General features: G+C 71.8%; 11 protein-coding genes. 8 read left to right on the forward strand and 3 right to left on the reverse strand.

Going from position 1 to position 11232, the window contains the following annotated elements; translation table 11 throughout:
• Window positions 1-286: 286 nt before the first annotated feature.
• On the forward strand, window positions 287-1000 hold the full coding sequence (locus tag F6X51_RS26955) for a DUF2076 domain-containing protein (RefSeq protein WP_150967059.1): 714 nt from the start codon (window positions 287-289) through the stop codon (window positions 998-1000).
• 108 nt (window positions 1001-1108) lie between these two features.
• Here F6X51_RS26955 and F6X51_RS26960 read toward each other — a convergent pair whose 3' ends face one another.
• The gene (locus F6X51_RS26960) at window positions 1109-1975 is read right to left on the reverse strand and encodes a L,D-transpeptidase (protein ID WP_150967062.1); all 867 of its coding nucleotides are present in this window, start codon (window positions 1973-1975) and stop codon (window positions 1109-1111) included.
• A gap of 245 nt (window positions 1976-2220) precedes the next feature.
• Between F6X51_RS26960 and F6X51_RS26965 the strand changes: the two genes are divergently transcribed.
• From F6X51_RS26965 to moaD, 4 genes are all read left to right on the forward strand, one after another.
• Entirely contained in the window at window positions 2221-2949 is a 729-nt protein-coding gene (locus F6X51_RS26965; protein WP_150967064.1) for a chemotaxis protein, read from the forward strand.
• Window positions 2950-3056: 107 nt separating this feature from the next.
• Complete coding sequence (uvrC, locus tag F6X51_RS26970; protein WP_150967066.1) at window positions 3057-5105, forward strand: excinuclease ABC subunit UvrC; 2049 nt, start codon at window positions 3057-3059, stop codon at window positions 5103-5105.
• A gap of 61 nt (window positions 5106-5166) precedes the next feature.
• Complete coding sequence (pgsA, locus tag F6X51_RS26975) at window positions 5167-5766, forward strand: CDP-diacylglycerol--glycerol-3-phosphate 3-phosphatidyltransferase (RefSeq protein WP_191970300.1); 600 nt, start codon at window positions 5167-5169, stop codon at window positions 5764-5766.
• A 19-nt stretch (window positions 5767-5785) separates the two neighbouring features.
• Entirely contained in the window at window positions 5786-6037 is a 252-nt protein-coding gene (gene moaD, locus F6X51_RS26980) for a molybdopterin converting factor subunit 1 (RefSeq protein ID WP_150967071.1), read from the forward strand.
• A gap of 104 nt (window positions 6038-6141) precedes the next feature.
• Here the strand turns inward: moaD and F6X51_RS26985 are convergent, their stop codons facing one another.
• Window positions 6142-7083, reverse strand: a complete 942-nt coding sequence (locus F6X51_RS26985; RefSeq protein ID WP_407658691.1) for a metal ABC transporter substrate-binding protein — start codon at window positions 7081-7083, stop codon at window positions 6142-6144.
• Between the two features lie 212 nt (window positions 7084-7295).
• Between F6X51_RS26985 and F6X51_RS26990 the strand changes: the two genes are divergently transcribed.
• From F6X51_RS26990 to F6X51_RS27000, 3 genes are all read left to right on the forward strand, one after another.
• Complete coding sequence (locus tag F6X51_RS26990) at window positions 7296-7802, forward strand: Spy/CpxP family protein refolding chaperone (protein ID WP_150967073.1); 507 nt, start codon at window positions 7296-7298, stop codon at window positions 7800-7802.
• Between the two features lie 109 nt (window positions 7803-7911).
• Window positions 7912-9696 carry an ABC transporter ATP-binding protein gene (locus F6X51_RS26995; RefSeq protein ID WP_150967076.1) on the forward strand — a complete coding sequence of 595 codons (1785 nt, stop codon included), beginning with the start codon at window positions 7912-7914 and terminating at the stop codon, window positions 9694-9696.
• Between the two features lie 70 nt (window positions 9697-9766).
• Window positions 9767-10804 (forward strand): aldose epimerase family protein, encoded by a 1038-nt coding sequence (locus F6X51_RS27000; protein ID WP_150967078.1) that lies wholly within the window; start codon window positions 9767-9769, stop codon window positions 10802-10804.
• 84 nt (window positions 10805-10888) lie between these two features.
• Here F6X51_RS27000 and F6X51_RS27005 read toward each other — a convergent pair.
• A partial coding sequence (locus F6X51_RS27005; protein WP_281407663.1) for a DNA translocase FtsK occupies window positions 10889-11232 on the reverse strand: 344 nt, incomplete at its 5' end.

Below are 11232 nucleotides of genomic sequence, written 5' to 3' on the forward strand. Positions count from 1 at the left end.
GACACCGAGTTCGCCGTCGTCCGCGCCGGCCTGAACTACAAGTTCGGCTCCTACTAGGCCGAACCGCACGTCCGATCGCGATCGACGCGATCCGATCCACCGCGAGCGGGAGCCCGGCCGAAAGGCCGGGCTCCTCGCGTTTCCGGGGCTGCAGTGGCGTCTCCGCGCCGATAAGCACGGCGAAGTTTCGCCCGCCCCCCTGACAAAACCTCCGCGCCCTCCCCATCTCGACTGCGCCCGCCCGGGGCGCTGTGCGCCGCCGGCAAGCCTGTAGGAGGACGACTCCATGAACAGCGAAGAACGCGACGTCATTGCCGGCATCTTCCAGCGGCTGGAGCAGGCTTCGAGCCAGCCCCGCGACGCGGATGCCGAGCGCTTCATCGCCGAGAGGATCCGGGCTCAGCCCTACGCGCCCTACGCCATGGCGCAGCTCATCTACGTGCAGGAAGAGGCGATCAAGAGCCTGAACGAGCAGCTCGAGCAGACCCGCCGGAGCCAGCAGGCCCAGCCGCAGGGCGGCGGCGGCTTCCTGTCGAGCATCTTCGGCGGCGGCGGCCGGCAGGAGCCGCAATACCCGCCGCAGCAGCGGCCGGGCGGCCAGCCCTGGGGCAACCAGGGCGGACCGCAGGGGTATCCCCAGCAGCAGGGCTATCCGCAGCAGGGCGGCTACGGCGGCCCGCAGCAGGGTGGCCCCTGGAGCGGCCAGCCGCAGGCGCCGGCGCGCGGCGGCGGCTTCCTGGCCACGGCCCTGCCGATGGCGGCGGGTGCGGCGGGCGGCATGCTCCTCGGCAGCGCCCTCTCGAACGCCTTCGCGGGCGGCCACTCGCAGCTCGGCAGCGCGGCGGCGGCCGGGCTCGGCGGCGGCGGCGCGGATTTCGGCGGCGGAACCCAGGATTTCGGCGCGCCGCTCGACGGGGCGCAGGAAGCGTCCTTCGACAACGATTCCGGCGGTGATTTCGACGGCGATCTCGGCTCCGGCGGGGACGACGACTGGGCCTGAGACCCGCCGCCGAGACCCTGCGCCGAGACGCGGGAAGCCCGGTGCCGAGAGGCGCCGGGCTTTTTTCATGGGTTTCGTCGCCTCACGCCCGTCCGGCGGCGTCGCGGCTCAGAGCACCTCGACCCGGGTGCCCACCGGGGCGCGCTCGTAGAGGTCGATCACGTCCTCGTTCATCATCCGGATGCAGCCCGACGAGACCGACTGGCCGATCGTGTGCGGCTCGTTGGTGCCGTGGATGCGGTAGAGCGAGGAGCCGAGATAGAGGGCGCGCGCGCCGAGGGGGTTCTGCGGCCCGCCCTCCATGTGGCGCGGCAGGTCCGGGCGCCGCTTCAGCATCTCGGGCGGCGGCGTCCAGTCCGGCCATTCCTTCTTCTGGCTCACCGTCTTCAGGCCCGACCAGGCGAAGCCCGGGCGACCGACGCCGATGCCGTAGCGGATCGCCTGTCCGCCCGGCTGCACCAGGTAGAGATGGCGCGAGGGCGTGTCGATGACGATCGTGCCCGGCCGCTGCGCGCCGGTGTAGGGCACCACCTGGCGCAGGAACTGGGGATCGATGGCGCGGGCGATCCGGGCGACATCCCCGGCCGGCTCCGGGGCCTGCGGCAGGGCCGCGAGCCGCACGGGCGCAGAGCCCTGGAGCGAGGCCTGAGAATAGGATTGGCCATAGGATGGGCCGTGGCTTTGGCCGTCATCCGGCAGCGGGTCCCCCGATTGCAGGCGCCGCGTGCCCGGCCCGCCATAGCCGTAGGCGGCGGGGTGGCCCGGCAGGGACCCGCCCGCGCCGACCGGGTTCGGCCGCAGAGCCCGCGGCTGTCCGCCCCCGGTGATCAGGTACTCGATGAAGCCGCCGCCATATTGTCCCGCCGTCCCCGGTTGCGGGTAGCCCGCGCGGGCCTGCGCCAGTGCCGCCCCGCAACCCGGCCCCGCCCAGGCCGACACGGCGAGTGCCGCCGCCACGCACAACCCCACACGCATCCCCGGGATCCTTCTCGCAGGTTCCGCCGGAAGACCCCCCGGCCGTGCCCGACGATCGGCCGTGACCACGAGAATCGGATGAAAAAACGTGGTGAATCCTTCACGCAGCCCCGGACGAGCCGAATCCGCCCGCTCGCATCGTCAATGAGCCGTAAAAGTTTCAGGCCGAGGCGGTGTCATTCAACAACTGGCAACCACTCTGCGGCATTTTCGGATGGACCACTCCTGCGGGCCGATCCGACACGATGACCATCAAGCGCTACCGCATCGAAGACAGTCTCGGACTCGCGCCCCAGGCGGCTGCGGAGGCTGGCCCATCCGCCGCCATGGCGGCGGCGCAGTCGGCGCGCCTCGACGAGATCCTGGCGGCCATCCAGACCCTGCAGCGCCTGACGCAGGCGAGCGCGAGCGAGACCATCGACGCCTGCCGTCGGGAGCTGAACGAGGCTTTCTCGATGCGCGGCGAGCTCGACCTCATGAAGGAGGCGATCACCCGCACCAAGCAGGAGATCGCGGCCCTTCACCGCTCGGAGCACACCGGCAAGGGCATGCGCCGGGCCGCCGACGAGCTCGACGCGGTGGTGGGCTCGACCGAGCGCGCCACCACCTCGCTCCTCACCGCCATCGAGGATATCGAGACCAACGCCAACATGCTGCGGGCCTCGCTCGGCAAGGCCGGCCAGGACAACGTCGACGCGATCCTGGAGCGCGTCATCGTCGCCTACGAGGCCTGCAACTTCCAGGACCTGACGGGCCAGCGCATCAGCAAGATCGTGAGCGTCCTGAAATTCGTCGAGGACCATCTCGACCGGGTGATCGAGGCCTGGAGCGGCCTCGACAGCTTCCGCGACTTCGCGAGCCTGCAGGAGAGCGGCCCGGACATCGACGACGAATCCTCGCTCCTCAACGGTCCCAAGCTCGAGGACGATATCGGCCACGTCGACCAGACCGACATCGACGCCCTGTTCGACTGAGCCCTGCGGCCCGGAATCGGGCCCGGCTGCCCGAAATCGGGCCCGGGGGGGCCTACCGGGCGCCCGGCCCCTTCCCTCGCGAATCGGGCGGCCTTAAATCATCGCGGATGAGCCGCAGGACGCAGACAGACGTTCCCCCCGACGCGTTCGACGACGGCGAGGGCCCGGAGGATTTTTCCGACGCGGCCCCCCTCGACGAGGCCCCGGAGATCGATTTCGACTTCGAGCCCGGCGCCGTCACGGCCGGGACCGAGATCATCCGCCGGTTCTGGACGACCCTGCCGACCTCGCCGGGCGTCTACCGGATGTTCGACGACAAGGGCGACGTGCTCTACGTCGGCAAGGCCAAGAACCTGAAGGCGCGGGTCGGCTCCTACGCCCGGGGGCAGGCCCACTCGAACCGCATCGCCCGGATGATCTCGCAGACGGCGGCGATGGAGTTCGTCACCACCGCCACCGAGACCGAGGCGCTGCTCCTCGAGGCGAACCTCATCAAGCAGCTGAAGCCCCGCTTCAACGTGCTGATGCGGGACGACAAGTCCTTCCCCTACATCCTGGTGACGGCGGATTCGGAAGCGCCGCAGATCGTCAAGCACCGGGGCGCGCGCCGCCGCAACGGCCAGTATTACGGGCCCTTCGCCAGCGTCTGGGCGGTGAACCGCACGGTGAACGCGCTCCAGCGCGCCTTCCTGCTGCGCACCTGCACCGACAGCTACTACGAGAACCGCACCCGGCCCTGCCTGCTCTACCAGATCAAGCGCTGCTCCGGCCCCTGCACCGGCGAGATCCCCCTCGCGGAGTACCGGGCGCTGGCGGATTCGGCCAACGCCTTCCTGGCCGGCAAGTCGAACGCCGTGAAGGACCGGATGCGCGCCGAGATGCAGGAGGCCTCCGAGGCCCTCGAATTCGAGCGCGCCGCGCGCTTCCGCGACCGCATCGCCGCCCTCTCGGCGATCCAGGGCGCGCAGGGCGTCAACACCCAAGGGGTGGAGGAGGCCGACGTCTTCGCCCTCGACGAGCAGGCGGGGCAGTTCTGCATCGAGGTGTTCTTCTTCCGCAACTTCCAGAACTGGGGCAACCGGGCCTACTTCCCCAAGGCCGACCGCTCGATGACGCCCGACGAGGTGCTGGGCTCCTTCATCGGCCAGTTCTACGACGACAAGCCGGCCCCCCGGATCGTGCTGACGAGCCACCCGGTGGAGGATGCCGAACTCGTCGCCGCGGCCCTGTCGAGCCGCACCGAGCACCGGGTCGAGATCCACCTGCCCCAGCGGGGCGAGCGCAAGAACCTCGTCGACTACGCCCGGCGCAACGCCAAGGAGGCGCTGGCCCGGCGCCTGGCCGACACCGCCTCGCAGGGCAAGCTTCTCGCCGCGCTGGGGCAGGCCTTCGGGCTGGAGAAGAGCCCGCGCCGGATCGAGGTCTACGACAACTCCCACATCATGGGCACGAACGCGGTGGGCGGCATGATCGTGGCCGGCCCGACCGGCTTCCTGAAGACGCATTACCGCACCTTCAACATCAAGTCCGAGGAGCTGACCCCGGGCGACGATTACGGGATGATGCGCGAGGTGCTGCAGCGCCGCTTCAGGCGCCTCGTCAAGGAGGCGCCGCGCACCGCCAGGGAGGCCGCGGCGGCCGCGCTGGAGGGCGGCCCGCCCGAGCCCGTGCCGGAGCCGCCGGCCGATTCCGACGCCTTCCCGGCCTGGCCCGACCTCGTCCTGATCGACGGCGGCAAGGGCCAGCTCGACGCGGCGCGCCTCGCCCTGGAGGAGATCGGCGTCACCGACGTGCCCCTCCTCGGCATCGCCAAGGGCCGCGACCGGGATGCCGGGCGCGAAACCTTCTTCGTGCTGGGGCGCCCGCCCTTCAAGCTGCCGCCGCGCGACCCGACCCTCTACTTCGTGCAGCGCCTGCGCGACGAGGCCCACCGCTTCGCCATCGGCAGCCACCGGGCCCGGCGCAAGCGCGAGATGGTCAAGAACCCCCTCGACGAGATCGCCGGCATCGGACCGACCCGCAAACGGGCGCTCCTGCACCATTTCGGCACCGTGAAGGCCATCCAGCGCGCGGCCCTGGAGGATCTCGCCAAGGCGCCGGGCGTCAACGCCGCGACCGCGCGGGCCGTTTATGATTTCTTCCATGCCGGCGCTTGAACCGTCGCCGGAGGCGGCCGAGCGGTTGACGCTGTCTCCGGCCCGTGATTTCACCGCGCCGATGAACGCCGTCCTCCCCCGACGTCGGTCGCAGGCTTGGACGCTCGCGAACTGTCTCACCTACGGCCGCCTGGTCGCCGTCCCGGTCCTGGCCGGGCTGCTGTTCTGGCCGGACGAGGTCGGCGCGCGCGCCGCCGCCCTCGCGATCTTCGCGCTCGCCGCCATCACCGACTACCTCGACGGCTACGTCGCCCGGACCTACGCGCAATCCTCGGCCCTCGGGCGCATGCTCGACCCGATCGCCGACAAGCTCCTGGTGGCGGCCTGCCTGCTGATGCTGGCGGCCGACGCGACGATCACCGGACTCAACCTGTGGGCGGCGATCGTGATCCTCTGCCGCGAGGTTCTGGTCTCGGGGCTGCGCGAGTACCTCGCCGAGCTGAAGGTGAGCGTGCCGGTCAGCCGGATCGCCAAGTGGAAGACCACGGTGCAACTGGTGGCGATCGGCTTCCTGGTGGCGGGGCCGGCCGGCGAGATCATCCTGCCCGGGACCGTCGAGATCGGCCTCGGCCTGCTCTGGATCGCCGCAGCCCTGACGCTCTGGACCGGCTGGGACTACATGAGAGCCGGGATCAAGCACGTCATCGACGACCCGCGCTGATCCGAGGGGGTTGCAGAGGATGAAGCTCGTCTATTTCGCCTGGGTGCGCGAGCGCGTCGGCAGGGCCGAGGAGACGGTGACGCCGCCCACCGGCGTCACGACCGTCGCCGACCTGATCGGCTGGCTGCGGGGCCGGGGCGAGGAATACGCCTACGCCTTCGAGAATGCCGGCGTCGTCCGCGCGGCGATCGACCGGGTCCACGCCAAGCCCGACACCGCCATCGCGGGGGCGAGCGAGATCGCCTTCTTCCCGCCGATGACCGGGGGATAGACCGGTCCGGTTCGACGACGCGACGCCGGGGTCAGGCCGGGAGACAGGACGGCCGGGGCGCGATCGGACGCGCGCGGCGCGTCGGTGACCGGACATCCGGTGGCTCATGCCGGCCCGAGCGCCGCGCGGAACGCCCGCAGGTTCGCCCGCATCATGTCGAGATAGGTCGGCGCCGGGCCGGTGGGCCCCGAGAGGGCGTCCGAGTAGACCTTGCCGCCGATCGTCGCACCGCTCTCGCGGGCGATCTGCTCCATCAGGCGCGGATCCGCGATGGTCTCCAGGAACACCGCCGGCACCTTGTCGCGGCGGATCTGGCGGATGATCTGGGCGACGTCGCGCGGGCTCGCCTCGCTGTCGGTGGAGACGCCCTGGGGGGCGATGAAGCTGAGGCCGTAGGCCGCGCTGAAATACCCGAAGGCGTCGTGGGTGGTGATGACCCGGCGATGCTCGGGCGGGATCGCCGCGATGGCCTCCCGGATCTCCGCGTCGAGGGTATCGAGGCGGCCGAGATAGGCGGCCGCGTTGGCCGCGTAATCCGCCGCGTGGGCCGGGTCCGCCTTGGCGAGCCCGTCGCGGATATTGGCGACGTAGATCTTCACGTTCGGGATGCTCTGCCAGGCATGCGGGTCGGGCGCGTGGTCGGCGTCGCCCGTCTGCCCCGGGGCGTGGTCGTGCGCATGCGCGTGCCGCCCGGGGATGGTGATGATCCCCTTCGCGGCGACCACGAGGGCCGCCCTGGCGCCCGAGGCCTTCACCAGCCGCTCGATCCAGCCCTCGAAGCCGAGGCCGTTGAGCACCACGACATCGGCCCGCGCCAGGGTGCGGCTGTCCCCGGGGGCCGGGCTGTAGCCGTGCGCGTCGGCATCGGGGCCCACGAGGCTCGACACCGCGACATGCGCGCCGCCGACCGCGCGCACGAGGTCCGCCAGGATCGAGAAGGTCGCGACCGCCCGCACCGGTTCGCCCGCCCGCGCCGACCCGGCGAGCGCCACCAGGGCGAGCCCGAACACCAGCCACCGCCCCATCGCCAGACCCCGTCCCCGCATCCCGACCTCGCCGCTCGAACCAGCCGCCCGCTTAATGTAACATTGTTGCATTGCCAAGCCGCGACGCTCCCGCAGGCCCAGTGTGTCCGGATCGTTTCCGGAAGATGGACAAGCTGTCATGCGGGCGTCAGCGCGCCGCCATGCGGGCTCCCGCATTCTCGATCGTGGCGCCCGGGCCCACCGGCGCCTGAGCCATGATGACGGAGCGTTCGATGCGCAGATCAGTGATTTCCGCGACCCTGCTGGCCGGTATCGCCGGCCTCGGCTTCGTCGGGGCCGCCGCCTCGCGGGACGGGGGCGAACCCTTCCGCGAGCGCGGCCCGATGGGCCGCTGGAGCAATCTCTCGCCCGAGGATCGGGCCGCCTTCGCGGATGCGCGGATCGCCGCGCTCCATGCCGGGCTCAAGCTCAATGCCGACCAGGAGAAGCTGTGGCCGCCGGTGGAGGGCGCCATCCGCGACTTCTCCAAGCTCCGGCGCGAGCAGCGCGCGGCGCGGCGCGAGCGCGGCCGCATGGCCGACGATGCGCCGGCGGCCCTGCGGGCCATGGCGGACGCGACGGTCGCCCGCGGCGAGGCCCTGCGCAAGCTCGCCGACGCCTCCCAGCCTCTCTACGCAACCCTCGACGCGGACCAGAAGCGGCGCGCCCTGATGCTCTCCCGGCCGATGCACGGGCGTTTCGGCCACGGCCACCGGCACCCGGGCGGGGACGACCGCTAGGCGCGAAGCGGCTTGATCCGCGGCGGTGAGAGCTGCAAACACCGGCCTCACCGTCGCTCCGAACGTCGCGCGGGGTGGCGCCTCCTCGCGCGAACGATCGGACGTCAGCATGGCGCGCCTCCCCAAGGGCGACACTCTCCCGCTCCTCCGCCGCCTGTGGGGGGACTGGCTCTCGCCGCACCGGGGGACCCTCGCGGTCGTGCTGGTGCTGATCGCGATCGTCGGCGCGGCGACCGGGCTCTACCCGGCCCTGATCAAGGCCGCCTTCGACGCCTTCGACAGCAAGGACACCAGCGCTCTGGCCTACGGGCCGCTGATCGTCATCGCGGTGACGTCGGTCCGGGGCTTCGCCCTGTTCGGCCAGACGGTGCTGACGAACCGGGTCGTCACCCGGGTCGAGGCCGACATGCAGGCCGCGCTCTACGGGCACCTGATCGAGTCCGACCTCGCGCAACTCGGCCGCGAGAGCCCGGCCGCCTTCACGCAGCGCTTCACAACGGATTTCGCCTTCATCAAGGAGGCGCTGACCCGGATCTCGACGGTGCTCCTGCGCGACGTGGCGATGCTGATCGGCCTCGTCGCGGCGCTGATCTGGATGGACCCCGTCCTCACCCTCGTGGCCGCCGTCACGGTGCCGTTCGTGGCCGGTCCGATCGGGCGGGTCGGCAAGAAGCTCCGGCGGGTCTCGACCACGACCCAGGAGCAGATGGGCGCCACCGCGAGCCTGATCTCCGAGAGCCTCGCCGGTGCCCGCATCGCCAAGACCTACGCGCTGGAGGGCTACCTCAAGGGCCGCGCCGCCGAGGCCCTCGACGAGGTGCGCCGCCTCAAGATGAAGGCCGCCAACGCGCGCGGGCGCCTCGACCCGCTGCTGGAGATCGGCGGCGGTCTCGCGGTCGCCGCGGTGCTGATGCTCGTCGGCCAGCGGGTGATGTCGGGGGAGCGCACCGTCGGCGATTTCACCGGCTACGTCGCCGCCCTCCTCCTCGCGGCGCAGCCCGCCCGGGCGCTCGGAACCCTCAACGCCATCCTGCAGGAGGCGGCGGCGGCCCTCCACCGCTACTTCGCCCTGATGGACGAGGCACCCCGCATCCGCGAGAAGCCGGGCGCGCGCCCGTTGCGCGCCGGGCCCGGCGAGATCCGCTTCGAGGACGTGCGCTTCCGCTATCGCGCGGACGCCCCGGCCCTGGAGGGGATCGACCTCGTGGTTCCGGCCGGGAGCACGACGGCCCTCGTCGGCCGCTCGGGCTCGGGCAAGTCCTCGCTCCTCAACCTGGTGCCGCGCCTCTACGACGTCACGGGGGGGCGCGTCACGATCGACGGACAGGACGTGCGCGACGTGACGATGGGGTCGCTGCGCGCGGCGGTCGCGGTGGTGTCGCAGGAGGTCGTGCTGTTCGACGACACCGTCGCGGCCAATATCGGCTTCGGCCGCCCCGGCGCGAGCCAGGCCGAGATCGAGGCCGCCGCCGAGGCCGCCGCCGCGCACGGCTTCATCGGCCGCCTGCCGGAGGGCTATCGGTTCCGGGTCGGGCCGGCCGGGGGGCGGCTCTCGGGGGGCGAGCGCCAGCGCGTGTCGCTGGCCCGCGCCTTCCTGAAGGACGCACCGATCCTCCTCCTCGACGAGGCGACGAGCGCCCTCGATTCCGAGTCCGAGCACATCGTGCAGGCGGCCCTCGAGCGGCTGATGCGGGGCCGCACCACCCTGGTGATCGCCCACCGCCTCTCCACCGTGCGCGACGCCGGGCTGATCGTCGTCATGGAGGCAGGCCGCGTGGCCGAGACCGGCACGCACGACGCGCTCTACGGGGCGGGCGGCGCCTACGCGCGCCTGCACCGGTTCCAGCTCTCGGACGCCGCCGGGCCGTCCCTCCTCACGCCCACCGAGTCGTGACCGGCGGTCCCCTGACCGGATCCCCGGCCCGCCCCTAGTTTGGCCGGAGGGTCCGGGAGCGGAGGCGAGGATGGCGCGCGAGACGTTCGGCCGCTTGAAGGATGGGCGCATCGTGACCCGCTACACCCTGGCGCGGGGCTCTCTGCGCCTGCAGGTCCTCGATTACGGCGGCATCGTCAGCCGCCTCGACGTGCCCGACCGGTCGGGCCGGCTCGCCAACGTGGTTCTGGGCTTCGCGGAGCTCGGCGATTACGAGGCGCGCAGCCCGCATTTCGGGGCGATCACGGGGCGCTACGCCAACCGGATCGCGGGCGCCCGCTTCGACCTCGACGGCCAGACGTACCGCCTGCCCGCCAATGACGGTCCGAACACTCTGCACGGCGGTCCGGACGGGATCGACAAGCAACTCTGGCGCGTGGAGGCCGCCGAGGAGGCCCGTCTCCTCCTGCATCACCGCAGTCCCGACGGCGCCGCGGGGTTTCCCGGCAACCTCGACGTCACCGTCACCTACAGCCTCACCGAGGACGCTCTGCGGATCGACTACGCCGCCTGGACCGACCGGCCGACCGTCCTCAACCTGACGAACCACAGCTACTTCAACCTCGCGGGCGAAGGTGCGGGCGACGTGCTCGGCCACGTGGTGGGGATCGCGGCGGACGCCTTCACGCCGACCGATCGCGGCCAGGTGCCGACCGGCGCGATCGCGCCGGTGGCCGGCACGCCCTTCGATTTCCGCACGCCCACGGCCCTCGGCGCGCGCATCCGCGAGGGCGTGCCGCAGCTCGCCTTCGCCAAGGGCTACGACCACAACTTCGTGCTCCGGGGCGGGGTGAGCCCGCTTCGCCCCGTCGCCACCGCGCAGGAGCCCGGAAGCGGCCGGCTGATGGAGGTCTCGACCACGCAGCCCGGCCTGCAGCTCTACACCGGCAACAACCTCGACGGCACGCTGACGGGGCCCACAGGCCGCCTCTACCGCTCGGGCGACGCGGTCTGCTTCGAGACGCAAGGCTTCCCGGACGCGCCGAACCGGCCGGAATTTCCCTCGACGGTGCTGCGCCCGGGCGCCTGCTTCGAATCCACGACGGTGTACCGCTTCAGCGCCGGGTGAGCTGGCGGGGACCTCGCGGGCTCTGCGCTCACCCGCGGACAGGCGGTCCGGCATGGGTCGTGAGCGATGCCCGCCGGGCTCGCCTCACATGCCCTGGCCTTCGGTCTCGACCAGGATCTCGCGCTTGCCGGCGTGGTTGGCCGGGCCGACGATGCCCTCGATCTCCATCTTCTCCATGAGCGAGGCGGCGCGGTTGTAGCCGATCTGCAGGCGGCGCTGGATGTAGCTGGTGGAGGCCTTCTTGTCGCGCAGCACCACCTGGACGGCCTGCTCGTAGAGGTCGCCGCCGGCTTCGCCGAAGGAGCCCTGATCGAACACGGCGCCGTCCATCTCGATCTCGTTGGGGGCGCCCCGCCCGGTCTTCTCGGTCTCGCCCGACCCGTCATCGGCGGTGACGGCCTCGAGATAGGCCGGCCGGCCCTGGCGCT

The organism is Methylobacterium planeticum (genome assembly GCF_008806345.1).
GTDB classification, from domain to species: domain Bacteria; phylum Pseudomonadota; class Alphaproteobacteria; order Rhizobiales; family Beijerinckiaceae; genus Methylobacterium; species Methylobacterium planeticum.

Bases quoted from the DNA above. Each gene is read 5' to 3' on its own strand.
- F6X51_RS26955 (WP_150967059.1), top strand. From the start codon at position 287: ATGAACAGCGAAGAACGCGACGTCATTGCCGGCATCTTCCAGCGGCTG.
- F6X51_RS26960 (WP_150967062.1), bottom strand. From the start codon at position 1,975: ATGCGTGTGGGGTTGTGCGTGGCGGCGGCACTCGCCGTGTCGGCCTGG.
- F6X51_RS26965 (WP_150967064.1), top strand. From the start codon at position 2,221: ATGACCATCAAGCGCTACCGCATCGAAGACAGTCTCGGACTCGCGCCC.
- uvrC (WP_150967066.1), top strand. From the start codon at position 3,057: ATGAGCCGCAGGACGCAGACAGACGTTCCCCCCGACGCGTTCGACGAC.
- pgsA (WP_191970300.1), top strand. From the start codon at position 5,167: ATGAACGCCGTCCTCCCCCGACGTCGGTCGCAGGCTTGGACGCTCGCG.
- moaD (WP_150967071.1), top strand. From the start codon at position 5,786: ATGAAGCTCGTCTATTTCGCCTGGGTGCGCGAGCGCGTCGGCAGGGCC.
- F6X51_RS26985 (WP_407658691.1), bottom strand. From the start codon at position 7,083: ATGCGGGGACGGGGTCTGGCGATGGGGCGGTGGCTGGTGTTCGGGCTC.
- F6X51_RS26990 (WP_150967073.1), top strand. From the start codon at position 7,296: ATGCGCAGATCAGTGATTTCCGCGACCCTGCTGGCCGGTATCGCCGGC.
- F6X51_RS26995 (WP_150967076.1), top strand. From the start codon at position 7,912: ATGGCGCGCCTCCCCAAGGGCGACACTCTCCCGCTCCTCCGCCGCCTG.
- F6X51_RS27000 (WP_150967078.1), top strand. From the start codon at position 9,767: ATGGCGCGCGAGACGTTCGGCCGCTTGAAGGATGGGCGCATCGTGACC.